Below are 25,271 nucleotides of genomic sequence, written 5' to 3'. Positions count from 1 at the left end.
CCTGAATTTTGGTGTGAGGAGTTACGAATATGACAGCAAAACAGCCAATAGATGGGGAGAGAAAAAAGAGGGACTCCTCTTTTTCTCTCTTTTTTCAACGTAATAACTTGTATAAAATAATCGGTTTGATCATTATTTTCATCTTCTTCTTATTACCAGTGCTGCGACTTATTTGGCTAAGCTTTGTCAATGATGGTTCGGTAACGATGCAATATTACACCGAAGTTCTTAGAGAGCCCGCCACTTGGAAAACGGTGAAAAATACGTTAATTGTCGTTGGAGGTTCAACAATTTTGGCTTTGGTGCTCGGTATTTTGTTTTCTTGGCTTGTTGCTTATGTGCAGTTGAGCGGAAAAAGAGCGATGCAGCTATTTATCTTCTTGCCGTTCGTTATTCCTTCCTATATAACAACACTCGCATGGACACAGTTTTTTAGCGCATCCGGTCCAGTAACAGCGATGTTATCGTGGTTGCCGGGAGAACTCGCGGCACCAAACTTATACAGTATGAGTGGTATTATTTTATTGCTTGGAATATCGCATTACCCGCTCGTGTATTTGTTCACAGTCAATGTCTTTCGAAAAATCCCACGTGAATTAGAAGAAGCAGCGGCGACAAGTGGATTATCGAAACAGCGGACATTTTGGAAAGTCGTGTTGCCACTCGCACTGCCAGGTATAGCTAGTGGTGGCCTAATCGCGTTCTTATCAAATTTGGACAATTTCGGAATTCCAGCATTTCTCGGAACACCTGCAAATATTCGTGTCTTGAGTACGTATATTTATGAGCAGGTTGTAGGATTCGGTCCTTCTGCTTTTTCGCGCGCAGCCGTTTTATCGGTCATTCTGGGGTTTATTGCACTGCTCGGAACAGTTTTACAATGGTTCTTGTTGCGCCGTAGCCGTGTCAACGAAACAAACAGAAGTGACTCGACGCCGCGTATCTATTTAACAGCGGGTAAACAAAAGCTAGTAGAAGCTTTATTGTGGATTTTCCTTCTCGTAACGAGCTTAATGCCCCTGATTACCATGGGTGCATTATCGCTTATTTCGGCTTATGGAGTACCGTTCAAATTGGAAAACTTATCGCTGCGAAATTACGAATACGTTTTTATGACAGATGTGAAACCCATGTCAGCTTTGTCGAATAGCTTGCAACTGGCCTTGTTTACGATGATTGTTTGTTTAGTGCTTGGAACGGCTATGGCTTATCTGCGCTTTAAGTATCCAGATTGGAGTACAAAAACAGCGGAGCTGTTTATGACGATTCCATATGCACTACCGGGTACTGTTTTTGCGCTATGCATGATTTTCATGTGGCTAGAGCCAGTGCCTGGATGGAATCCAAGTATATACGGCACAGTTTGGATTCTATTTATCGCTTATGTCACACGTTTTCTCGTATTACAAGTTCGAGGAAGCTATACGGCTTTTTTACAAATTGATCCTTCGATGGAAGAAGCGGCACGAACCTCTGGAGCTGCTGGATGGGTAAAGTGGCGCCGGATTTTATTGCCATTATTATTTCCAGGAATTCTTAGTGGAGCGCTACTGGTGTTTTTGATGGCACTCACAGAATTAACCGTTTCAAGTTTGTTGTGGTCGTCTGGCTCTGAAACGGTCGGGGTTGTGATTTTCGGCTACGAGCAAGCTGGTTACTCTACCTACTCGACGGCGTTTTCAACGGTGCTCGTACTGGGTATCCTACTTGGAGGCGCATTGTTTATGCTGCTTGGTAAGCTGTGGGACAGAAAGGTGCTGAAAAATAAATGATAAAAGTAAATCATGTATCAAAAAAATACGGTTCATTTACAGCTTTGCATGCGATTGACTTAGAAATTGGCGACGGAGAATTTATTGCCGTGCTTGGCCCATCTGGATGCGGAAAAACAACTTTGTTAAAACTATTGGCAGGTTTTATGGGGCCAACGGATGGCACCATTTCGATGGACGATACGGTTCTGGCATCGACAAAACACGTCTTGCCACCTGAAAAACGCAATATTGGTATGGTATTTCAGTCCTTCGCGCTATGGCCACATATGACGGTTGCTGAGCATGTTAAATTCCCACTTAGCTATCACCCCAATAAGGTCAAGGAAGGCCGTAAAGAGTTGCAGGCACGAATCGATAAAGTGCTAAAGTTGGTCGGTTTAGACGCTTTAGCTGAACGTTACCCGTCAGAACTATCAGGCGGTCAGAAACAGCGTGTGGCGCTCGCACGTGCCATTGCACCGTTACCGAACTTACTGTTGATGGATGAACCATTGAGCGCATTAGATGTTGAGTTGCGCATGGAGATGCGCAAAGAAATTCAAAAACTTCACAGAGAAACGAAAGCTTCTATTGTCTTTGTTACGCATGACCAAGGAGAGGCACTTGCTATCGCTGATAAAATCGTCGTGATGAACCAAGGGCGCATAGAACAGATTGCGCCACCGGAAGTTCTTTATACACGTCCAGAGACTGAATTTGTCGCGACCTTTGTAGGTAAATGCAATCTTGTAAAAGGGCAATGGCGCGGTGATCAATTTGTACCAACGATTGATTCGGACAATGTCTGGCACGACCTAGGCGTTGCGGACAGCTTTAAGACCAGTGGAATTTACCCTGTACGTCCAGAACAGTTTCAGTTGATGACAGCTGACAGTAAGGGGATGCAGGGAGTTGTGTCTTTTGTTCAGTATCAAGGATATGAAATCCATTACACAGTAGAAGTTGGAGAAGCAACCTGGACCATCCACGAATCAGTAGTTGCGACACGTTTTGAGACTGGCGATGTGGTTGGTATTTCCTTGAAAAATGCACCAAAGCAGACCGGAACAATTGTCTCCAATTAACAAATAGGTTTCTAGAACAGTTGTGCATCATTGCGCGATTGTTCTTTTTTTGTAAGGATATTCAGCAAATCATTATAAAAAACTGAAATATCAGTTATAATGAATTCAGGTAGGAAAACTTTAGCAGCTACATGCATAGGGGGGATGAGCGGTGAAAATCGCTGTCTTATCGGATATACACGAAGGGTTAAATCGAAAAAAATCAGAAACTGATATATTTGGCCTGTTGCGCGACAGTTTGATCCATCATGCACCAGATGTGTTTATTCTCAGCGGAGATATGGCAGCAAATCCTGAAAAAAGTTTGAACTTGCTTAACCAGCTAAAGCAGCAATTACCGGACATTCAGCTTTTATTTGTTCATGGAAATCACGATGTGTATCATGAAGATTCAACCGTTGCGTACGATAAATTACTAGAATTTAAAGGCAATCTAGGCAATGGTCCAGTCCAGTTGACCCGTGACTGGGTCGTCATTGGAGATGGAGGCTGGTACGATTATACGCTAGGCGTCGAGGGGTACAGTCATGAGGAGTTTGCGGAAGGTCGTTTAAATCATTTCACATGGCCAGATATGTTGTATGCGCACTGGCCAGAAAACGATGTAGCGGTCACGGAACATTATGTAAAAAAATTAGAGCATTGGTTAAAAGAACATCAAGGTAAAAACATTATTCTAGTTACGCATTTTGTGCCGTTTGCTCATTTTATTCGAGTTAAAAACGAGCCGTACTGGGATTTTTTCAATGCCATGATGGGGAGTTCTCGCTTTGGCGAACTGGCGGAAAAATACGGTGTCAAAAAAATGATTTTTGGGCATATTCATATTCGTTATCATGAGGAATACAGAGGGATCGACTGCATTTGCAATCCGCTTGGGCACTACCCAGAAGAATGGGTCAGTAGCTCAGCACAAGAAGAAATTAAGACAGCGATTAAAATTATTGAAATTTAAAGTGCATTGGTTAGTTTGCTTGCATTTTAACGATGCGAAAGTTAACCGGGTTGAATACCATTACTAAAAACCAGCAGGTCCTTTCAAGGACCTGCTGGTTTTATCATTTGCTTATGATTTTTTACTCGTTAAACGACCTAGTATGAATGCGCCTGCTAAAACACCAATTGCAGTGTTGGTCTTTTTAGTGAATACTTGCTTAACGACCAAGTTCAAGTTTTGTGGACGTTCTGCTAGTCTGCGCATGAAATAGCCGTACCAATCAGTACCGAATGGGATATACGTACAGAAATTATAGCCTTGTGCAGCAAGCTCTATCTGCATGTCTTTGCGGAAGCCATACAACATCTGGAATTCGAATTTCTCTCTTGAAATATTGTGATCAATAACAAATTGTTTTACATGATTGATCACTTCATGATCATGTGTCGCAATCGAAGTAAATTTACCATTTAACAAATGATACTCAATCAATTCGATGAAGTTTGCGTCAATTTCTTCTTTGCTTTGGAATGCGACTTCTTCAGGTTCTTTATAAGCACCTTTGACGATGCGTAAACGGTAGTTGCTATAATCTTTAATATCATCTTCTGCTCTAAAGAAATAAGATTGAATGACAGTGCCGATATTGTCGTAGTTTTTCGACAGTTCTTCTAATAAATCAAAAGAAGGTTGAAGACGTGCATAGTTTTCCATATCAAAATTGATAAAGATATTGTGTTCAGAAGCCTTATCGACAATTTCTTTAATGTTTTCTAAGCAGAAATCATAGTCTATATCCAGCCCAAGCTGTGAAGGTTTTAACGAGATATGAGCATCTACTTGATGTTTATGAATAGCATCTACAACACCAAGAATTTGATTTTTTGCGGCTAAAGCTTCTGCTTTATCGTGAACAAATTCTCCAAGGTTATCAATCGTACAGCTGATGCCTTGTGCGTTCAGTTCTTTAATGCTCCCAATAGCTTCCTCAATATTGGTTCCAGCTACAACGCTATGAGCGCCGAGCTTAAAGCCGTAGTTTTGAGCTGCTTTATTTAAAAGTTGGTTTTCTGAAAGATGCATGAAGAAGTTTTTAACGATCATTTTTTATTGCCCCAATCTTCTCTGTATTTTGTAACGGAACAAATCGTTGAAGGTCTATAAAGAAACTCTTCAACTTAATAGAATAAACCCTTACCGCAAAATTATTTTGCATTAATAATTATCCCTATCTATAATAATGCAAAAAAATAATGCATTTTGCAATCTTTATTTTTCAAATGCTAATGATATTCGTATTTTTGAACGAATAAAGTATTGTAAAGTGACGAAAAAGTGGACAGGTATGCGGAAATGACCTATTTTGCTAAACTAATAGGAAATAAAAGAGTAAAGGAGACTGCTGGTGGAGACGAACTATCTATTTGAATCAGAGAGACTGGGCTTTAGGCCTTGGAAAGATAACGACCGAGATTTTTTCGCCAGTATGACTGCAGATTTAGAAGTCATGCATTATTTTCCAGAAACCTTAACAAAACTACAAGCCGATCAATTGATCGATCGTTTTAACAGACATATGGATGATGAAGGCTATACGATGTGGGCAGTAGAAAGGAAAAAAGACAGAGTATTTATTGGCTATGTCGGCTTATTGGAAATTACGATGGCAATTGAAGGGAAGGGACGTGCAGAGATTGGCTGGCGCCTAGACAAACGTTTTTGGAAACAGGGCTTTGCGACTGAGGGGGCACTCGCTTGTCTTGCGTACGCATTCGACGTGTTACATATGACTGCAGTTTATTCGTTTACAGCAACGATCAATGTGCCATCTGAAACCGTCATGAAAAAGATTGGAATGTCAAAAATTGAAGAATTCCAGCATCCGAAATTAGCTTGCGATAGTCCATTAAAGACCCATGTATTGTACAAGATTGAAAAACAACAATTCACAAATTCAAAAGGCTGAAAAAGATGAAAAAGCAAGTGGTGGCAACAGTCAATAGCTTAGACTTTACATTATTTAAAGAATTGGCATACGGCTTTTGCAGACCAATGGAATAAAGCAGGAGAAACTGATCATGTTCCATTTTACCGCAGGCCATTAAGTGAAATCCTTAACACCTGTATAGAAATTTTTTCGATTGAACAAGTAATAGAGACGAAGCCTACTGCGAAATTCCAAAAACTAGCGCCAGAATAATACGCTCGACTAATAAAAATCGCTAATTTTTTGATTTTAAAAGTTTTTAAAAGGTAACGAGTTAATGCCAACTAAACTAATTTAGTTGGCATTGAGTTTGCTTATGTTAGAACAAAAAAGTCCCACTCGACTTCGAGTGGGACTTTTTATTAGTCGTCTTTATTACACATGCAGCGCTCACATTCGTAGATGATGGATTGCTGACGTTCTTTGATTTCGCATCCGCACTCGCGGCATTCTTTCTTCGTGCGTGTCTCATACGTTTTTGTTGTTTTCATAATGATCTCCTCCAATAGTTTGTTTTTTGAATGCCGTGGCAGTTGAGATGTTAATCAGTGGATGACAATTTGTTAGTTAGCTGTTGTGAATTGAGCTGTTTCAGTCGAACCTTTCATTGCAGTAGTTGAGCTTGTGCCACCGGAAACAATTTGGGAAATTTCATCAAAGTAGCCAGTGCCAACTTCACGCTGGTGGCGAGTTGCTGTATAGCCTTTTGATTCGTTGGCGAATTCCGCTTGTTGCAGTTTTGAGTAGGCAGCCATGCCATGATCTTTATAGTCGTGAGCCAGTTCGAACATGCTATGGTTTAATGAATGGAAACCAGCTAGTGTAACGAATTGGAATTTATAGCCCATTTTACCGAGTTCAACTTGGAACTTTGCAATCGTTTCTTCATCGAGTTTTGCTTTCCAGTTAAACGATGGCGAGCAATTGTAAGCAAGCAATTTACCTGGGAATTCCGCATGAATGGCATCGGCAAACTGTTGTGCTTCTTCTAAGTTTGGATGAGACGTTTCACACCAGACAAGATCTGCAAAAGGCGCGTAAGCTAAGCCGCGAGCAATGGCTTGATCGATGCCTGGGTTTGTGCGGTAGAAGCCTTCAGGTGTACGTTCGCCAGTAATGAATTTATGGTCACGTGGATCGATATCGCTAGTGATCAAATCAGCCGCATCCGCATCTGTGCGCGCGATAATTAATGTAGGCACTCCAAGTACGTCTGCTGCTAACCGAGCGGAAACTAAATTTCGAACCGCGTTTTGAGTTGGCAGTAATACTTTGCCGCCTAAATGACCGCATTTCTTTTCAGAAGCCAACTGATCTTCAAAATGAACACCAGATGCACCAGCTTCAATCATCGCCTTCATCAGTTCGTAAACGTTTAGTGGACCACCAAATCCAGCTTCCGCATCGGCTACAATTGGTGCAAACCAGTCAAATCCTTCAACGCCTTCAACGCCATCAATTTGATCGGCACGTTGAAGCGCTTGGTTAATTTTCTTCACAACATCAGGAACAGAGTTGACCGGGTATAAACTTTGATCGGGATACATCTGACCTGCAGAGTTAGCATCAGCTGCTACTTGCCAGCCACTCAAATAGATTGCTTTTAATCCTGCTTTTACTTGCTGAACTGCTTGATTACCAGTTAAAGCACCTAAGGCGTTGACGAAATCCTCTTCATGAATCGAACGGAATAAACGCTCAGCACCTTTTCTTGCTAATGTGTGCTCGATTTGTACAGATCCACGAAGTTTTACAACTTCCTCTGGCGAATACGGGCGTTCAATTCCATTCCAGCGGCTATCCTCTGTCCAGCTAGTTTTTAGTTCCTCGATTTGTTGAAGTTTGTTTGCGACCATGTCATCCATCCCTTTCTGATTTGAAGAATTAATTAACAAACTGTATTAATACAGTTTGTTTTCTTGTTAATTAATATATAACAGATAATTTCAGATGTCTTTAAAATTCGATAAAAGAGATTATTTTAGGACAAAAGCAGTTAATAAGCGATGAACACTAGGCTGTTGTCTTATAGGCTGTATAAATAAAACGGCCAAAAATGAAGTATCTAGCGTGTTGAAGATTGATAGGCGGTAACTCTTACTATAGATCAGCTGAGGAGTTGTTTTTTTAGCCTTCCACTCTGGGAAATTGAGTTTGTTTGCAGGATAGGGGAGTTTGTTTGCAGAACTCCAACGTTTGTTTGCAGAACTACAGTAGTTGTTTGCGCAAAAGCATAGTTTGTTTGTGGGATAATGAGCTTTGTTTGCAAAAGTGAAAAAACATCATTCTAAGTTGGAATTAATCATTTCAAGAAGAATGTGCAGGCTATTTTTTGCAGTTTCTTCTATATAATAGAGTGTTCCAGAACTTCTGAAATAATAAAAGAAAAACTGATTTTTCGGTAGTGAGGAAATCTAGTTAAAATCGTGATTCTCACATTAAGCGATTCGACAAGCTCATTGCGAAAAACTTTACACAATAAAAAACAGTTGCGGCTATAAAGAAAGCCGCAACTGCATATGGAAATTCGGAATGTTAGTTAAACTAGCGATCTAATCCTTTTCCCATCCCTTTCAGGAAATTGAGTCCAAACTTAATGGCGCGATTAATGTCAGGATCTCTGAATGCCTTAACCATTTGAAGCACACCCAGTTTCTTGCCGTTATGGTTTTGCGACTCGGCTTCTTTCAATCCATTAACGACACTTGAAGCCAGCTTTTCCGTAGATGCGGGTTCAATCGCTGTTAATGCAGCAGCTGCACCCATCATGTTATTGATGAGGTTGGTTACGGGTACACGCGTGGCTTGTCCCATTACTACCTCAGAAATGCCTTCTTTTGCCTTGACCATCGCTACGACGGCATCTAACACGCCAGCATCATCTAAATCGCCAGTGATTGCTAATAGTTTATTGAGTGCCTGATTTTGTTCAGCAATCAATGATTCCAATTCGTAAAGCTTCTGCTGTCGAATTTCTTCAGGAGTCCATTGTCTTTTTTTAATCTGTGTTATTGGACTTGCCATAGGCCATCACCTTTCTATCGTTGATCTGTTAAATGCACATAGCCTTCACGTGCCCATTTGCGCTCGACTTCAATGCCGGATTGCGGTGTGCGTTTTTTGTCACGCGGATTTGATTTTGGTAACGGACTTTTAACGTGATCTTTCAAGACTTCCATACGTACTTTTGTCTGTTTATAAGCAGGTGTGTTCGTCCGTTGATCAACAGCAGGACCTGTCAAGAAATTGATCGCTGTTTCTTTTTTCGTCGAGTTCATCGGTAAGAACAGTTCGTTTCCTTTTACACGTCCCGTTACGATAACTGGTAATTTCAATGCACCATACGGAGACACTAAGCGAACGGTAGAGCCGTCTTCAAGTCCTCGTTCTTTTGCCAATTGGGGAGACACTTCAACAAATGTTTCTGGTAATTTAGAAAGAATGCCGCGAGATTTGTCCGTCATATTGCCTTCGTGGAAATGTTCCAACAATCGACCATTATTAATGTGTAAATCGTATTCTTGTGGGAATACTACCGGCTCAACCCAATCAGATAAAGCAAAACGTGCTTTTTTATCAGGGAAGTTAAAGCCATCGACATATAGAAGTGGTGTGCTTTCGCCTTCTAAGCTACCCCATAAGAAACTGTCCCAGCCTTCCATATTTGTGTAATCTGCTTTTGCGAACAGGGGAGACAAGCTCGCCATTTCAGCAAAAATTTCACTCGGATGGCTATAGTTCCAACCTGCACCTAGACGGTTTGCGATTTCTTGGACAATCCACCAATCGGCTTTTGATTGGCCTAGTTCTGGAAGAGCTTTGTATAAACGCTGAACACGACGCTCCGTATTTGTAAATGTACCGTCTTTTTCAAGTGACGGCGCCGCAGGCAAAATAACATCTGCATATTGTGCAGTTCTAGAGAAGAAAATGTCTTGCACAACGAAAAAGTCGAGTTTGGCTAAAACTTCATCAACATGATTGGCATTAGAGTCAACTAAAGCCATATCTTCACCGACTACATACATTGCCTTCATGATGCCTTCGTCAACAGCTTGTAGCATTTGGATGTTATCCATTCCTGGCTTATCATCAATTTTCACACCGTAAGCTCGTTCGAATTTTTGACGCGCATTGTCGTCAGTAACGTGCTGATAGCCTGGTAACCAACCTGGTAATGAGCCCATATCGCAAGCACCTTGAACGTTGTTATGACCACGAAGCGGATAAGCGCCAGCACCAGGGCGGCGATAGTTACCTGTTGCCAGCAAAAGGTTAGAAATTGCAGCGGATGTGTCAGAGCCTCCTGTGTTTTGCGTAACGCCCATACCCCAAAGAATACACGTACCGTCAGCATCACGAATCATTTCTGCTGTTTGGATAATTGTTTCTTTTGAAACACCACTCCGTTTTTCAGCATATTCTAATGTATATTGAGCCAATACTTCTTTAAATTCCTTGAAATAATTGACGTTTTCATCTACAAATTGCTGATCGTGCCAGCCTTGATCAATCATGTATTTCGTTACAGCCATTAACCATACTTGGTCTGTGCCTTGTTTAGGTGTAATAAAAAGATCGGAGCGTTCGGCCATTTCGTTTTTGCGCATATCCGCGACAATCAATTTTTGTTCGTGCAATTTATGCGCACGTTTTACACGTGTGGCTAAGACTGGGTGACCTTCTGCTGGGTTAGCACCAACAATGATGACGAGTCCAGCGTTACCAATGTCTTTAATCGTACCGGCGTCTCCGCCCATCCCGACTGTGCGGAACAAACCGTCTGTCGCAGGGGACTGGCAATAACGCGAGCAGTTGTCGACGTTATTAGTTTCAAAGACTTGGCGACTCAGTTTCTGAATGACATAATTATCTTCATTGGTAATTTTCGAAGAAGAAATAACCCCGATAGAATCTTTGCCATTCGCTTCTTTGATTGTTTTGAATTTTGATGCTACTAGGTCAAGCGCTTCTTCCCAGCTAGCTTCGACAAACTCACCATTTTTACGGATTAAAGGAGTTGTGATGCGTTCTTCGCTGTTGACAAAATCCCAACCAAACTTGCCTTTAACACAAGTGGAGATTTGGTTTGCAGGTGCTTCCGAAACCGGTTGGATTTTTAGGATTTCACGATCTTTTGTCCAAACTTCAAATGAGCAACCAACGCCACAGAACGTACAAACTGTTTTGGTTTTTTTCGTGCGTGTTTCACGCATCTTCGCTTCAGCATCTGAAATAGCTAAAATACCGCTATAACCTGGCTCGACATCTTTTACTAAATCAATCATTGGGTTTAGAATTTTTTCAGGAATTGCGGTCATAAAACCTGCTTCACCGAGCATGGAGGTTTCCATTAGCGCATTACACGGACAAGCTGTTACACATTGACCACAACTCACGCAAGAAGAGTCGTTGATCTTTGCACCGCCGTCCCATAAAACGATAGGGCGATCGCGTGACCAGTCCATCGTCAAGGTTTCGTTTACTTGTAAATTCTGACACACTTCTACGCACTGTCCGCAAGCAATGCACTGGTTCGGGTCGTAGCGATAAAATGGATTCGTTAAGTCAACTTCGTCAACCGAGCATTTTGGTTCAAACGGATATTTTTGATGTTCGATTTCCATTAAGTCAACTGTATTGTGGACTTTGCAGTTACCGTTGTTATTATCGCAAACAGTACAGTAAAGCAAATGGTTTTCTAAAATTCGATCCATTGCTTCAGTTTGCGCTTCTTTAGCACGCGGTGAAGCGAGTAAGACTTCCATACCAGCAGTAGCAGGAGTTGCACAAGAGCGGACGAGTTGTCCATCGACTTCGACGATGCACGTGTCGCATGTTTGTATTGGATCAACTTCGGGCATATAGCAAATCTGAGGGTGAAGAATTTTCTGTTCATTGAGCACCTGTAGAATGGTTTTTCCTTGTTCGAACTCGGTAGGTGAACCGTTAATCTTGATGGACATGCCAAAACCTCCTTTTTTGAATAAAAAAATCCACTATGAAGAATACACTTGACAAGTGCCTCTGTTTCATAGTGGAATAGTGTCTTAACAGGACTTGTTAAATGACCAATCCAAGCGTATAGGTAGAGTGAAAGCGTTACCGCAATAACTTACGGTGACGCCAACATATGCTATTATTATAAACAGTAAAAATATGTTACACAACTAAAATATCAAATAGTCAGCAAATAATTAGTAAATTGAGGAGAAGATAGGTATGACCAGACAAATTCACGAGTTTAATGACATTATTCGAAAACTACGAAAAAATTTGTTCGGTAAAGGACCTGAGCGTATCCAAACGATTTTCGTCAACGATATGGCGATTGCTACTTTATATGGCAACTTGAGTCCGTCAGAACAATTCATAGCGAGAACAGCGGAAGGAAAAGAAATGGTTCATGCTGCGCGTACTCGTATGATCCAAAGTGTTTACGATTCTGCTGCACCAGAAGGGATGGAAGAGTTGGTCGGCGCAAAATTCGTCCATCTGTTTTCAGATATTAAAATTGAAGACGATATTGCCGTATCTGTTTTTCTTTTTGACCGACCGATTGACCAAAAAGGTATCGCGGGAGGCAAGCCAGATGAAACAAGATAAAACACGGAAAATTATGCGCTATGAAAAAGGGTCATTTACCGAAAAAGAAGATTGTGTCGTGGTTGAACAACCTTCAACCATCAAAATCAATGGCAAGGAATTTATCACAATTGTTTGTTCACCTGCACATATGGAAGAAATGGCTATCGGATTTTTAGTTTCTGAACGAATTATTCCAAATTACCAAGCCATTCAAGACATTCGAGTGGATGAAAAAACGGGAACCGTTAATATTACAGCTGAAAAAGTTTATCCATTTTTCGAGCAGTTGCAGAACAAGCGGTTTATTAGTTCTTGCTGTGGCATGAGCCGTCAAGGCTTCGTGTTTGCTCACGACGCCATGATTGCAAAGAAAATGACAGAAGTGCGTGTAACTTTGACACCAGAAAATTGTTTTCAGCTGATGACGGACATGGGCGACACAGCTGAAATGTTCAAACAAACAGGCGGAGTTCATAATGCAGCTCTTTGTGATGCGAATGGCATAATTGTTTCGCGAATGGACATTGGCAGACACAATGCGCTCGACAAAATATATGGCTATTGTTTGATGAATCACATAGACGTGCGTGATAAAGTAATCGTTTTTAGCGGTCGTATTTCTTCTGAAATTTTACTAAAGGTAGCAAAAATTGGCTGTGAAATCGTACTGTCGAAATCTGCTCCGACAGAACTAGCCTTGACACTCGCAGACGACTTAGGCATAACAGCAGTAGGGTTTATTCGCGGTAGCTCGTTTAACTTGTACACACATCCCGAGCGAATTGTCAGCGACAAAGCAACGGCAATACCTGTAAAAAAATGGGGTGACAAATAAAAAGAACGGTGCTATGATTCTAATCGTCTCATTATTTGCAAATTGACAACAAGAAATAATAAGATTATTCAACGATCGGTCTATTGTTTGAATCTCCAAGCTTGGCACAGGAAAAATTGATGGTTTGGCTTTTGGGAAATCATTTTATATAGGGAATATCAATTTTATCAGGAGGTCAAAAAAATGAAAAAGAAGCCGAAAAACAGATGGTTGATTGCATTATCCGCAGTAGGGATACATATTTCGATTGGCTCTGTTTATGCGTGGAGCAATTTTACAAACCCGCTGATTGACCAGTTTGGATGGACGACCAGTCAAGTGCAATTGACGTTTAGCATTGCGATTTTATTCTTAGGATTATCCGCCGCCTTTTTTGGTAGTTTTGTTGAGAAATACGGACCGAGAAAAGCTGGACTTGTCGCTGCACTTTTCTTTGGCACCGGTATTATTGGTTCAGGTTTCGCTGTAAGCGCTTCCTCTTTACCAATGCTTTATGTGTTTTATGGAGCACTCGGTGGAATTGGTCTTGGAATCGGCTATATTGCACCCGTTTCGACATTGGTAAAATGGTTTCCTGACCGTCGTGGTCTTGCAACGGGCTTAGCGATTATGGGCTTTGGTTTTGCAGCAGCAATCAGCAGTCCGATTATGGAAAAGTTGATCACAACTGTCGGAGTCGAGCAAACTTTTTATACATTAGGTGCTGCGTATCTAATTATTATGGTGCTATCTTCTCTATACCTTGAAAAGCCGCAAGAAGGATGGTCACCAGCTGGCTTTGAAGAAAAAGTTAACAGTGGTAAAATCGAACGGAAGACAGATTTGTCTCAGCTGACTGCGAACGAAGCTATCAAAACAAAACGGTTTTACTATTTATGGTTTATGTTGTTTATAAACGTCACCTGTGGAATTGCGATTTTATCGGCTGCAAAACCGATGGCGATTGACAGTATTGGTATGACAACAGTTCAAGCTGCAGCTTTAGTAGGTGTACTTGGAATCTTCAACGGTCTTGGTCGTCTTGGATGGGCTACAATTTCCGATTATATTGGACGTCCGAATACTTATACTGCATTTTTCGTCATTCAAATTGCATTGTTTGCTTTCTTACCCTTTACGACAAATGCAATATTTTTCCAAATCATGTTAGCGATTATCTACACGTGTTACGGCGGAGGATTTGCTTCGATACCAGCTTATATTGCTGATATCTTTGGTACCAAACAGCTAGGAGCAATTCACGGTTATATTTTAACAGCATGGGCAGCAGCTGGACTTGCCGGTCCGTTGTTTGCAGCGTTCATGAAAGATAAAACGGGCAGTTATGAAAGCAGTCTGTTATTCTTTGCCGGTCTATTTATTGTAGCGCTGGTTATTTCATTAGTTATTCGTCTCGATATTCGGAGACTTCAGACTAAAAACAAAGAAATGGCGGTATCCGGAAATACTGAAGTGGTTAGTGATTAATAGGAATTGTCTAACTTTGTTTCCGCTAATTAGTAATAGGTGATGAGCATTTTTGGAAAACCTTGAAAGTAATTATTTTCAAGGTTTTTCCTTTTGTATCAAAAGTCCGATTTGACAGCAATCCCTACTTTGTATAAGTTTAATACGACATAGACCACACTTGAAACGACAAAAGACTTGGCGAATAGAGCAAGATATACATAGTGAAATAAAAAACGAACTTTTGCTTATCCTAAAAGATTGAGGAGCTGAACAATGATGGTTGAAAAACGAACGCCTCTTCCTGTAATAAATGCGGTTGAGCGGGTATTAGAATGCGCTTTGTCACTAGGAACTGAAAAAATAGAACTCGAAGAAAGCTTCGGCCGCATTTTGGCAGAACCAATTATTGCTTCTAGCGATGTGCCATCTTTCGACCGGTCTCCTTATGACGGTTTTGCTATTCGTTCCGTGGACTCTGTGGGAGCAACAGGTGACAATCGCATCGCATTTAAGGTAATTGATCATATTGGCGCGGGAGAAGTATCAACAAAAAAATTAGCAGCTTTTACGGCGATTCGCATTATGACAGGCGCACAGCTTCCAGAAGGGACTGATGCGGTCGTCATGTTTGAACAATCAGTCGAAACAGAAGAAAGTATGACGATTCGCAAGCCGTTTAAAGCATTGGAAAATGTATCTTTGCAAGGAGAAGATCTTCGGAAAAACGAAGTTGTCATTAACAGTGGGAGTTATATTAATCCAGGAACCATTGCACTTTTGGCGACTTTCGGCTACTCGCAAGTTTTAGTAGCCAAACAACCGTTTGTTGGCATTCTATCAACTGGAACTGAGTTGTTGGCAGTCAATGAGGAACTAGAGCCTGGCAAAATACGAAACAGTAATGGGCCAATGATTGTGGCACAACTAAAGCGAATGGGTATACGCTGTAAAATGTACGGAATATCAATTGATCAACTAGATGAGAGTTACGAAGTGGTCAAAAAAGCGGCAACAGAAACGGATTGCCTGATTACAACAGGTGGCGTTTCTGTCGGTGACTTCGATTTTTTACCGGCAATTTATGAACGACTAGGAGCCGAGGTATTGTTCAATAAAGTAGCGATGAGACCAGGCAGTGTAACAACGGTAGCTGTAGCGAACGGTCGGTACTTGTTTGGTTTATCAGGTAATCCATCTGCATGCTTTACAGGATTTGAATTATTTGTTCGACCTGCACTTTTAAAAATGATGAGTGCCAGTAAACCATACTTGCCGCATACGACAGCGCGACTAGGTGAAAATTTCACTAAAGCCAATCCGTTTACTCGTTTTGTTCGTGCTCTATATGACGGCAAAATTGTGTCGCCAGCTGGATTCAATAAATCCAATGCCGTATCATCCATCGCGCGAGGCAATGCATTGATTGTTTTGCCAGGTGGCACGCGTGGCTACCAGTCAGGTGATTTAGTAGATGTACTGCTTCTCGGTATGGAGGAAGGGTCAGACAAGTGGAAACTGTGAAAGTGTTACAAATGGTCGGTTTTAAAAATAGCGGCAAAACGACCTTGGTTTTGGATTTATTGAAACAAGCAAACGATAAAGGCAAATCAGTTTCAACAATTAAACGTCATGGTCACGAGGGTGCACTTGACATGCCACCAACTGAGACAGACAGTATGCGCTTTTTTACTGAAGGGGCAAACAGCTCGGTTGTTTACGGCGGAGGAGTCATTCAGCTACATCAACGAAAAGAACAAGCGACGCTCGACGAGTTGATTGTCCTTACTTCTTTGGGACATCCAGACTATATTTTCATCGAGGGCTTTAAAGAAGCAAGGTTTGAAAAAATTGTTTTGCTGCGGTCAGCAGACGAGTGGTTACAACTTCAAAGCTTGCAACACATCTCTTTAGTAATCACACAAGAAGTGATCGAACTGGACAATATCCCTGTGATTCTGCAGAATGACAGTAAGCAATTACGTGAGTGGTTTACTAACTGGATGGATGGTGACAGGAATGAAGGCGTTTGAAATCGTAACAGAAGCAATTAATCCTCAAATTTACGCAGATTTTGTATTACGGCCGGAAGCGGGAGCGGTCACTTTGTTTACGGGACATGTTCGTGAATGGACAAAAGGCGTGCGGACACTGCATTTATCATACGAAGCCTATGTACCGATGGCTGAGAAAAAACTGGCGCAAATTGGTGAAGAAATTGAACGGCGCTGGGAAGGAACACAAGTCGCCATTGCGCACCGCATTGGCGAGCTGCAAATTAGCGATATCGCAGTTGTCATCGCAGTTTCGTCCCCTCATCGAAAAACAGCTTACGAAGCAAATGAATACGCGATAGAACGAATCAAGGAAATCGTCCCCATTTGGAAAAAAGAAATTTGGGAAGACGGGGAAGAGTGGATTGGCGATCAAAAGAAGAAACCAGAAGGAGGATTAGCATGATCACCTTATGTTACTTTGCAGGACTCAAAGAACAGACCGGAGTTTCTGAAGAACAAGTCGATATGGCCGGACAGACCGTTGATGATTTGTGGCAGTGGGCAACGACAAAATATCCGGAGTTTCTGTCGGGTGCAGCTCGTTTAGCTGTCAATGAAGAATACGCGTTGCCGACTGATGTCTTAGAAAGAGGGGACGTCGTGGCTTTTATTCCACCCGTTAGCGGAGGATGAAGTCAACTGTCGGAATCTTGCTTGCAGGTGGACTGTCGCGCCGTTTTGGTTCGCCAAAAGCGTTTGCCGAGTTAGCAGGAATCCCTTTTTACGAGCACGCTTATAGAGCATTAACGAATGTCTGTGACCATGTAGTCATTATTACTAGGCCCGAGTTAATCACTCGTTTCCCTTCTAAGTATGATGTCATCACAGATCTAGACTGGATTTCCGGACAAGGCCCCCTTGCTGGAATCTTGTCGGGGATGAACCATATGCAAGCGGATAACTATTTGGTGCTGCCTTGTGATATGCCGTTTGTCGGTCCAGCTGAAACAGCAAAGCTTCTAGCTTTAACCGAAGATTCTTCAAATATATCAGCTGTATGGAACACCACTGAAAAAATTCCTTTGTTCAGTGTTTGGGATACCTGTGTACAAGAACCGCTACAAAAAGAATTAGAAACTGGTCAATTACGTGTGATGAAATTTATGGAAAAAGTGACCACTCAGTGGATAAACTCGTCAGAAATCCATAAAGATCAACTTGTTTTTCGCAACGTGAATCAACCTGACGACTAAAAAGGAGGTGGCGTAATGGCCATTAAACCAGTACAGGACTATTTTCAACGTCCAATACGGGATTTGCGGATTTCAGTCACCGACCGCTGCAATTTCCGTTGTTCGTATTGCATGCCTAAAGAAGTATTTGGTGATGATTATGCATTTTTACCGAAGCAGGAATTGTTGTCATTTGAAGAAATACATCGCTTGACTAAGGTGTTTGTAGCAATGGGCGTTAAAAAGATTCGGTTGACAGGTGGCGAACCTTTAATGCGCAGAGGATTGCCAGAATTGGTTGAGAAAATCCTTTCGGTTGAGGGTGTAGAGGATATTGGACTGACAACAAATGGTTTGCTTCTTGGCAATCAAGCACAGGCGCTATACGATGCTGGACTTCGCCGGTTAAATATTAGTTTAGATGCACTAGATTCGGAGTTGTTTGGAAAGCTGAATGGTAGGGGCATTGATCCATCGCATATCTTAAAACAAATCGTTTTTGCGCAACAAGTTGGATTTGAAATCAAAGTCAATATGGTCGTCCAAAAAGATGTCAATGAGCAAGAAATATTGCCGATGACAGCTTATTTCAAAGAACGCGGCATTACCCTAAGGTTTATTGAGTTTATGGATGTTGGCAATGATAATGGCTGGAGCTTTAAAAAAGTTGTCACCAAAAAGCAGATTCTTGAAAAGTTGCAAACAGTCTACAACCTAGAACCCGTCGACAAAGATTATTACGGAGAAGTAGCAAAGCGCTATCGTTTTGAAGAAGGAGAGGCACAAGTAGGATTTATCACATCGGTGTCAGAATCCTTCTGCTCATCTTGTACGCGTGCTCGTTTGTCTTCAGATGGCAAGTTCTATACATGCTTGTTCGCCACAGGGCATTTCGATATTCGTGAACTGCTTCGAAATGGTTTGAGTGACGAAGAGTTATTGGAGAAAATCTCTGCTGTTTGGGAACGTAGAGACGACCGTTATTCAGATGAACGAACTGAACTGACAGCTAAAAACCGTAACAAAATCGGCATGTCGTATATCGGTGGATAAAACGATGCCGATTGCAAAAAAGGCGTTTCCTGAGTATTTACAGGAAGCGCCTTTTTATGTTTACTTTGGGTAAACCGATGTACGTGACTCAGCAAAATCGGTGTGAACAAATCGTGTTCGATGTTCAAGCTATGATAAACCGATGCCGAGTAAAAATCAACGTTCAGTGGCAAGTTTTCTGACCGGTACGATTTCATGCATCACCAATGCATTAATTTTCCAAGATTTAATTTGGGTCATTGTTAGCTGCTACAGGGGTGGGTTTTCAAACCTACCAGCGTTTGTTGGAACCGTTTTTGGTACAAAAAAATTAGGAGCAATTCACGGTTATTTATTGACGACTTGGTCATATTATTGGGCCAGCCATCGTTTCATAAATTCATCAGCATACAGAAAGCTATGTTCCTGTGTTCTACTTTTTCATTGTCTTGGTGTCAATTGGCTTCCTAATTTCTTTGTTAATCCGCTGGGGTATCTAAAGGGGGACATCTTCAACAACGTAATAACTAATTAACTAAAAAGTAGTATTTTGAAAGGGATTCTGTAGTCGCTAATGAAGCTATAGAAAAGGCGAGAAAAATCTTTATTTTCCAGAAAGACACGTCTTTTTTAGAGCTTTCTTAATACGTATCCGGTCAGTTCCTCATCACAAAAATCAAATGTCTGCCACTCCTTCGATCTTGTCGATAGGAAAATCCAGTCGGTTCTAGAAACGTACAAGTTTTATCTACGTGAATATTTTTGGGAGAAACGCCTGCTAGTTCGCATTGTTTTTTGACTATGGCTTGATTGTCAATATGGTATTTTTTCGTATCTTCGTTAACATACATAAAATTACTTGCGTAGCCAAGAGCATCGAACTTTAAATAGACGTCTCGATCGACCTCGAATTGTTGTTGACTAATAGCTGCACCAATTTGAATTTCCAAGTTAGCAGGATCGCATTGTTCAACCTCAATTAATTGGTGAAGCAATTTGAATGTAATTTCTTTGATGGTACCTTGCCAACCAGAATGAACAACACCAATCAAACCGGCTTTTCTATCATGAATAATTACAGGAACGCAGTCAGCTGCGAAACTGCACAATACGATGCCCGTATCAAATGTATAAAGAGCGTCCGTATCAGAAAAAGCATCTTCTGCATCGTATGCTCCACGTCCCTTATCTTTTTGTGATACGCGACGGAAATTGGCGCTGTGCGTCTGTTGTGCACAAATAAAACTAGCCAGAGGTACCGCTAGAAAATCGGCTAATTTTTGTCGGTTATCAATTATTGTTTGTGTGTTTTCACAAGCATGTAATGCCATGTTATTGCTTTCAGGTTCGGTCAGGTCTTTTACCGTCATGCCTGAAACAAGTTGTTTATCCTGAACATAAAATGTCGCTTTCATTTTCATCACCTTTTCTTAATATAAACGATGTTAAATCAGATGTACAGAAGAGTAAAACTCTAAAAAAACAGCCTCCCACTACTCGTAGTGGAAAGCTGTTTTTAGGACTAAATTGACGATGTCGATTGAACAAGGGCTTCATCAACGGAAACGAATGTAAAACCAAGATCTTTGGCAACAGCTTCATAAGTAACATGACCGTTCGCCGTGTTAACGCCCAGTTTTAGTGCTGGATTTTCTGCAACAGCTTTTTGAACACCTTTGTTCGCCATTTGAAGTGCATAGCCCACTGTGACATTTGTCAAAGCGATGGTTGATGTACGCGGAACAGCTCCAGGCATATTCGCAACTGCATAATGAACGACTTCGTGTTTAACGTAAGTCGGGTCGTCATGTGTACTGATGCGATCTGTTGTTTCGAAAATTCCGCCTTGGTCGATAGCGATATCGACAATTACAGAACCAGGGTTCATCGATTGAACCATTTCTTCTGTTACTAATTTAGGAGCTTTTGATCCTGGAATCAGTACAGCGCCAATAACTAAGTCAGATTCTTTAACCGCTTGGGCAATATTGAACGGGTTGGAAATCAATGTGGTCACATCCGTACCAAAAATATCATCCAATTGACGAAGACGTTCTGGACTCAAATCAATGATTGTTACTTGTGCACCAAGACCAATCGCCATTTTCGCGGCGTTAGTTCCTGCCACGCCGCCGCCAATAATAGTCACTTTTCCGCGTTGAACGCCGGGTACACCAGATAACAGAATCCCTTTGCCACCATATATTTTTTCGAGGAACTGGGCACCAACTTGAGCAGCCATTCTTCCAGCTACTTCACTCATTGGCGTTAATAAAGGAAGTGTCCGGTTTACCGATACGGTTTCATAGGCAATCGCTGTCACTTTGCTGTCTACTAATGCTTGAGTTAACGCAGGTTCAGCTGCAAGGTGGAGGTAAGTAAACAACACCAAATCTTGACGGAAGTAGTGGTATTCAGAGGCAACGGGCTCTTTTACTTTCATCACCATTTCTGCAGACCAAGCTTCTTGCGCTGTGTCGACCATTTGAGCGCCAGTCGCGATATAGTCAGCATCTGTGAAACTGCTTCCTAAACCAGCACCTGTTTCGATGATAACTTGATGACCAGCTCTAACAAAAGCATCGGCACCAGCAGGCGTAATTGCTACACGGCTTTCGTTGTTCTTGATTTCTTTTGGAATTCCAATAATCATTTTTATTCCTCCTATGAAACGAATGGTGTAGATATCCATAAGTATAGCTGTATGCTTGCTAGACTGCATTGGATGAAACAAAGAAAATAACGCTTTGCTTTTGTGAAATTTCACAAAAGCTTATTTCTTATCCATTTTGCGCATGTTCAAATCCAGATAGATACCTAGTTTTTCATGAACATTTGTCAAACGGACACTGCCTATTTCCGAAATGCGCTTTATCCGATAATGCAATGTGTTAGTATGCACAAACAGCTTTTTAGCAGCATCGTTCATATTGCTATCTTGTTGAATAAAAACTTCAAGTGTCTTCAGTAAATTGGTTTTGTGCAGGCTATCATATGCCTCGAGCTTAGCAATTGCCGGGTGTTCATGGCGCTTGTCTCTCTGTTCTTTCGGCATCAAGTTCAAGTACCTAAAAGCACCGAGTTGTCTAAAGTGAAACACATCTTCTAGTTCTTCAGGAAAGTCTTGTTTTAGCTTTAGCACGGTCACGGCTTCTTGATAACTCATTTCCGCTTTGCCAAAATCATTATAGCTTGTACCCAAACTGCCTCTGACGCCCGAAATAGAAAAGCGATTAGCCATTTCAGATGTAAAGTAGGAAATAAAGCCTTCAAAAGCATGATCGCCAGATTGGGAGGCATGAGGAGAAGCGATTAAAATCAATTCATTGTCGATAATTACTAAAAAGTGATTAGTGATTTTTTGACTAGTAGTGATCAAATAGGAAATTTGCTCTTCTATTTTCCGTGTAATGTCTTGGTCAAAACGAAAAACAAGAACAGTAAAGCGATCGGGTATTTTCAAGTTCAGTTCGTAAAATTTTTCTTGAATATCCTTTGATGACTTGTAGTGGCCACTCAAAATTTTCCATAATAAATCCTGATAGTGTTCTTCTTTTCTTTTGAGGTTTTGATGAAGTTTAGCCATCAAAGGTGTCGCTGCAATAGCCGCGTCTTTCAATAGCTTTAGTTGAATATCATTTAATTTTTTGACGCCTTCAACAATCCAAATATAGCCTAAAATCTCGTTATCCTTCCGAATGGCAATCGCTACACGGTCGCGAAGACCAATGTCTTCAATATGTGGAATGCGCAAGGCACAATCTGATTGCATCAATTTTGGGATAATGCCTTCTCTCCAAAGACGATTGATCACTTTTTCAGGTACGCGTTGAGAGATAATCGTACCAATTCGCGCGGAATCAGTATCCACTTCATGAGAGCTATAAGCATGTAGACGGTGGTTTGTATCCTCAATCGTCGTTGGGCACCCTAAATTTTCTTGGATGCTGTCAACGAGCTCTTTCAAATCGAAAAATGATTTCTTAAATGGATTTTTGAATGACATTTCGTACATAAAGCAACTCCTTTAGCGATTTGTACTTGTTAAAACCATAGTCACTTTAGTATAACGAAAAACCACAGCTTACTCTAGCGTATGCTGAGGTTTGAGGTATTAGCCTGTCCAAAAAAGCTTCTATAAATCGGGAGGAAAGGAGTTTATCTTTTAGTTAAAACGCCACTTTTCACCAGATTAGCTAAGGTACCATCATTTCTATAACGGAAATAGCTACTAAGGCGATTTAAGTCTTTTTGTGTCCAAGTCGTATATGCGTTATTTAACTCATAATCTTGTTCGAGTCGTAGCACGAGAGTTTTGGCGAATTGAATTTGTTTGAATGTCAATGACTTTTCGTCAACTTTTCCTTTGTTGGCATTGAGTTGCTTTATAACTTCTGAAGGAGAGTTGATTGTTTTTTGGATTTTATCCGTGTAGAAGCCTTGTTTGATCCAACGAATATCGTCTGCCGTCAGGTTAAACCATTCGCCTTCTAATCTTTTGTCAGAGAAATGCAGATGAAATGCGCTTTCAGTTTGATGATGATCAGCAGTCTTAATAAGAAATATTAATTTGTTTTCAAACGGCAGTTTAACATTGAAGACGTTCATACGTTTATCGATTTGCTTTGTTTTACCAATCTTAAAAGAACCTGTTATATGTTCTTGAACAAAATAAACGTAGCCGGGTGCTTTGCCTGTTACTAGAGGAAGCTTAATAATTTGATCTAACTGTTGTTGATTAGCTTCAAAAAGATAACTTTTTTCTGCAGCTATTTTATTGCCGGAGCTATTTGCGGAAAGGATAGGTGAGGACGATTTAAAAATGCTGAGAAACTTTTTTAACATGGCAAGTGCCTCCTTAAGGTGAGTAGAAAATTACTGCTTGCCATTCATTATAGTATAGGTAAACTCTATTTAGTGGATGGAAGTACAAAAAATGTAAAACATCTAACTAAACAGGGGATGTATGGGAAAAGGTTAACGTAGTTTAGAAAAAGGTTGACTTAAAGCACACTTGTCGGTCGAAGAAAAAAGATAGAGATCATTTTTATGGCAAAACAACCAGAACTAACGCTAGCAAGTTTAGTGTTTGGAAAAGGTTTCAACAGTGTGTCGGTGCTCACCTTTGTATGGTTACTAGTATTTTTCTTTACTCAATACGATTCATTGCCCGAACAGGTGCCAGTGCATTACAACGGAGCGAGTGAAGTTGATCGGTGGGGAGGAAAATCTGAACTATTCAATCTGCCAGTAATTGGTGCTGCGTTATGGATCAGTATGACAATACTCGAAAAGTATGTGCACTTGTACAATTATTTCAAATTAACGACAGAGAGTGCAAAGCTTACTATGAAAATGGTCGATAAATGATCAATGTATTAAAAAATGAAACACTAATTTTATTCAGCTTTATCAATTTCCAGAATGTCCAAATAGCTTCTGGAGTTGAAGCAAAATTTTCATACTTACTCGTCTAATCGTAATACTTGAAGCGATCTTGTTCTTTATAATCCACGTGCCTCAAAATTAACTCGTCACTAGAAAAGAGCAGTTAGAAGTTGGTGAATTCGAATGATTTGTTTAAAATCAGTAGCTTTTTAAAAATAAGTTGATTTGGTAATAGTTTGTTCACATTTACTTTGTATACTGAAGCTATGAAAAGCCTTTGGAGGATGATCAAGATGACTGAAACTTCATGTTGTGCAATACGAAAAGTGCAAACAGCCAGTGAAATTGTCGAAAATCTGAAAAAACAGGGGATTAATGCAGAATTGTGTAAAAAGTCTGCAAGTCTGCAAGGTGTTTAGTAAAAAAACTCGCTGGCCATATTGGCCAGCGAGTTTTTAAGGATTAGTTAATAACTTAATGCTTTTTCATACATCCATCTTTTTAAATTACCGATTGAATGAAAAGAGATGGCTTCTCCTGTTTCCTTATGCTCCGCTTTAATAATGACGTCGAACTCATTCGGGGTGAATAACCAACCATCTTCCACTAATGCACGTGCCATTTTTACAATCATGCTCGAGCCTCTAATTGAGTCTAGGTTCATATTGACCATCTCCTTTTCTAGGTAGTTAATGCTTATTGTATTCTATTTGACGGAATTTTAAAACTATTATTTTGGAACTGAAAAAAACGGTCTATCTGTGTTTAATACTATTCCCAGTTGTTTAAAAATCCAAACTATTTTACCTGATTTCAAGTCAAAAAAAAACCTTGTCACAGAATTGTGACAAGGTTTTTCAGCTTGTTGAGAAACTAAGGTTTTATCGATTATCTTCTCAGTGGATTGGTCAAGAAACAAAAGAACGTGAAGTTTTTAGACCCTTCTGCTAAGCAGAAGGGTCATTTTTTTGATGTTTTGCACTGCGGCTG

The 25,271-nt window shown here is 40.8% G+C and carries 25 protein-coding genes and 1 pseudogene; 15 read left to right on the top strand and 11 right to left on the bottom strand.

Translation table 11 applies throughout. From position 1 onward, the window contains the following. The first annotated feature begins 29 nt into the window (after positions 1–29). From QMF37_RS17180 to QMF37_RS17170, 3 genes are all read left to right on the top strand, one after another. Complete coding sequence (locus QMF37_RS17180; protein ID WP_283478992.1) at positions 30–1,772, top strand: ABC transporter permease; 1,743 nt, start codon at positions 30–32, stop codon at positions 1,770–1,772. Then, the gene (locus tag QMF37_RS17175) at positions 1,769–2,839 is read left to right on the top strand and encodes an ABC transporter ATP-binding protein (protein WP_078080434.1); all 1,071 of its coding nucleotides are present in this window, start codon (positions 1,769–1,771) and stop codon (positions 2,837–2,839) included. The genes QMF37_RS17180 and QMF37_RS17175 overlap by 4 nt, the downstream gene beginning before the upstream one ends. A 151-nt stretch (positions 2,840–2,990) precedes the next feature. Then, positions 2,991–3,794, top strand: a complete 804-nt coding sequence (locus QMF37_RS17170) for a metallophosphoesterase (protein ID WP_071154671.1) — start codon at positions 2,991–2,993, stop codon at positions 3,792–3,794. A 111-nt stretch (positions 3,795–3,905) separates the two neighbouring features. Here QMF37_RS17170 and QMF37_RS17165 read toward each other — a convergent pair whose 3' ends face one another. Next, positions 3,906–4,880, bottom strand: a complete 975-nt coding sequence (locus tag QMF37_RS17165) for a proline dehydrogenase family protein (RefSeq protein WP_071154670.1) — start codon at positions 4,878–4,880, stop codon at positions 3,906–3,908. Between the two features lie 301 nt (positions 4,881–5,181). On the opposite strand from QMF37_RS17165, the gene QMF37_RS17160 reads away from it, so the two are divergent. Then, positions 5,182–5,742 (top strand): GNAT family N-acetyltransferase, encoded by a 561-nt coding sequence (locus QMF37_RS17160; RefSeq protein WP_078080433.1) that lies wholly within the window; start codon positions 5,182–5,184, stop codon positions 5,740–5,742. 383 nt (positions 5,743–6,125) lie between these two features. Here the strand turns inward: QMF37_RS17160 and QMF37_RS17155 are convergent, their stop codons facing one another. The 4 genes from QMF37_RS17155 to fdhF form a co-directional block, all read right to left on the bottom strand. After that, positions 6,126–6,254 carry a YhfH family protein gene (locus QMF37_RS17155; protein WP_211272184.1) on the bottom strand — a complete coding sequence of 43 codons (129 nt, stop codon included), beginning with the start codon at positions 6,252–6,254 and terminating at the stop codon, positions 6,126–6,128. A 72-nt stretch (positions 6,255–6,326) separates the two neighbouring features. Continuing rightward, complete coding sequence (gene aceA, locus QMF37_RS17150) at positions 6,327–7,619, bottom strand: isocitrate lyase (RefSeq protein ID WP_058385316.1); 1,293 nt, start codon at positions 7,617–7,619, stop codon at positions 6,327–6,329. A gap of 688 nt (positions 7,620–8,307) precedes the next feature. Further along, positions 8,308–8,787, bottom strand: a complete 480-nt coding sequence (locus QMF37_RS17145; protein ID WP_058385317.1) for a helical membrane plugin domain-containing protein — start codon at positions 8,785–8,787, stop codon at positions 8,308–8,310. Positions 8,788–8,801: 14 nt separating this feature from the next. Beyond that, complete coding sequence (gene fdhF / locus QMF37_RS17140) at positions 8,802–11,729, bottom strand: formate dehydrogenase subunit alpha (RefSeq protein WP_078080432.1); 2,928 nt, start codon at positions 11,727–11,729, stop codon at positions 8,802–8,804. 256 nt (positions 11,730–11,985) lie between these two features. On the opposite strand from fdhF, the gene QMF37_RS17135 reads away from it, so the two are divergent. The 9 genes from QMF37_RS17135 to moaA all read left to right on the top strand — a co-directional run bounded on the left by QMF37_RS17135 (position 11,986) and on the right by moaA (position 18,914). Continuing rightward, entirely contained in the window at positions 11,986–12,369 is a 384-nt protein-coding gene (locus tag QMF37_RS17135) for a Na-translocating system protein MpsC family protein (protein WP_071153778.1), read from the top strand. Beyond that, a complete protein-coding gene (gene fdhD / locus QMF37_RS17130; protein ID WP_283478990.1) occupies positions 12,356–13,186 on the top strand; it encodes a formate dehydrogenase accessory sulfurtransferase FdhD in 831 nt (276 codons plus the stop codon). Before QMF37_RS17135 ends, fdhD begins: the two co-directional genes overlap by 14 nt. A 183-nt stretch (positions 13,187–13,369) precedes the next feature. Next, positions 13,370–14,653, top strand: coding sequence for an L-lactate MFS transporter (locus QMF37_RS17125; RefSeq protein WP_283478989.1), 1,284 nt, complete (start codon positions 13,370–13,372; stop codon positions 14,651–14,653). Positions 14,654–14,911: 258 nt separating this feature from the next. Continuing rightward, positions 14,912–16,156, top strand: a complete 1,245-nt coding sequence (locus tag QMF37_RS17120) for a molybdopterin molybdotransferase MoeA (protein WP_283479001.1) — start codon at positions 14,912–14,914, stop codon at positions 16,154–16,156. After that, positions 16,144–16,665, top strand: coding sequence for a molybdopterin-guanine dinucleotide biosynthesis protein B (mobB, locus tag QMF37_RS17115; RefSeq protein ID WP_078080429.1), 522 nt, complete (start codon positions 16,144–16,146; stop codon positions 16,663–16,665). The genes QMF37_RS17120 and mobB overlap by 13 nt, the downstream gene beginning before the upstream one ends. Continuing rightward, positions 16,652–17,092, top strand: coding sequence for a molybdenum cofactor biosynthesis protein MoaE (locus QMF37_RS17110; protein ID WP_058385322.1), 441 nt, complete (start codon positions 16,652–16,654; stop codon positions 17,090–17,092). Before mobB ends, QMF37_RS17110 begins: the two co-directional genes overlap by 14 nt. Further along, entirely contained in the window at positions 17,089–17,322 is a 234-nt protein-coding gene (gene moaD, locus QMF37_RS17105) for a molybdopterin converting factor subunit 1 (protein ID WP_071154289.1), read from the top strand. The genes QMF37_RS17110 and moaD overlap by 4 nt, the downstream gene beginning before the upstream one ends. Continuing rightward, the gene (locus QMF37_RS17100; protein WP_078080428.1) at positions 17,319–17,882 is read left to right on the top strand and encodes a molybdenum cofactor guanylyltransferase; all 564 of its coding nucleotides are present in this window, start codon (positions 17,319–17,321) and stop codon (positions 17,880–17,882) included. The genes moaD and QMF37_RS17100 overlap by 4 nt, the downstream gene beginning before the upstream one ends. A 15-nt stretch (positions 17,883–17,897) precedes the next feature. After that, positions 17,898–18,914, top strand: a complete 1,017-nt coding sequence (gene moaA, locus QMF37_RS17095) for a GTP 3',8-cyclase MoaA (protein ID WP_283478988.1) — start codon at positions 17,898–17,900, stop codon at positions 18,912–18,914. 95 nt (positions 18,915–19,009) lie between these two features. On the opposite strand, the pseudogene QMF37_RS17090 reads toward moaA, so the two are convergent. The 5 genes and pseudogenes from QMF37_RS17090 to QMF37_RS17070 form a co-directional block, all read right to left on the bottom strand. After that, positions 19,010–19,093, bottom strand: a pseudogene (locus tag QMF37_RS17090) (citrate/2-methylcitrate synthase); the annotation flags it as partial. Positions 19,094–19,549: 456 nt separating this feature from the next. Beyond that, the gene (gene pgeF / locus QMF37_RS17085; RefSeq protein ID WP_071154291.1) at positions 19,550–20,308 is read right to left on the bottom strand and encodes a peptidoglycan editing factor PgeF; all 759 of its coding nucleotides are present in this window, start codon (positions 20,306–20,308) and stop codon (positions 19,550–19,552) included. Positions 20,309–20,415: 107 nt separating this feature from the next. After that, positions 20,416–21,546: an alanine dehydrogenase gene (ald, locus tag QMF37_RS17080; protein WP_058385327.1), complete on the bottom strand. Its 1,131-nt coding sequence runs from the start codon at positions 21,544–21,546 to the stop codon at positions 20,416–20,418. 120 nt (positions 21,547–21,666) lie between these two features. Continuing rightward, positions 21,667–22,908 (bottom strand): PucR family transcriptional regulator, encoded by a 1,242-nt coding sequence (locus QMF37_RS17075; RefSeq protein WP_078080427.1) that lies wholly within the window; start codon positions 22,906–22,908, stop codon positions 21,667–21,669. Between the two features lie 143 nt (positions 22,909–23,051). Continuing rightward, positions 23,052–23,738 (bottom strand): GIY-YIG nuclease family protein, encoded by a 687-nt coding sequence (locus tag QMF37_RS17070; RefSeq protein ID WP_078080426.1) that lies wholly within the window; start codon positions 23,736–23,738, stop codon positions 23,052–23,054. A gap of 204 nt (positions 23,739–23,942) precedes the next feature. On the opposite strand from QMF37_RS17070, the gene QMF37_RS17065 reads away from it, so the two are divergent. Both QMF37_RS17065 and QMF37_RS17060 read left to right on the top strand, forming a co-directional pair. Beyond that, on the top strand, positions 23,943–24,263 hold the full coding sequence (locus QMF37_RS17065) for a DUF1648 domain-containing protein (protein WP_283478985.1): 321 nt from the start codon (positions 23,943–23,945) through the stop codon (positions 24,261–24,263). Between the two features lie 311 nt (positions 24,264–24,574). Further along, the gene (locus QMF37_RS17060) at positions 24,575–24,700 is read left to right on the top strand and encodes a hypothetical protein (RefSeq protein WP_256204387.1); all 126 of its coding nucleotides are present in this window, start codon (positions 24,575–24,577) and stop codon (positions 24,698–24,700) included. A gap of 47 nt (positions 24,701–24,747) precedes the next feature. Here QMF37_RS17060 and QMF37_RS17055 read toward each other — a convergent pair whose 3' ends face one another. Then, entirely contained in the window at positions 24,748–24,945 is a 198-nt protein-coding gene (locus tag QMF37_RS17055; RefSeq protein ID WP_058385330.1) for a hypothetical protein, read from the bottom strand. Positions 24,946–25,271: the final 326 nt, after the last annotated feature.

Origin of the sequence: Planococcus sp. S3-L1 (assembly GCF_030063085.1) — a bacterium.
In the GTDB taxonomy this organism is placed as follows: Bacteria; Bacillota; Bacilli; order Bacillales_A; family Planococcaceae; genus Planococcus; species Planococcus kocurii.
Note: the sequence above shows the minus strand (reverse complement) of the source record. Positions and strands in the feature narration are given on the sequence as shown.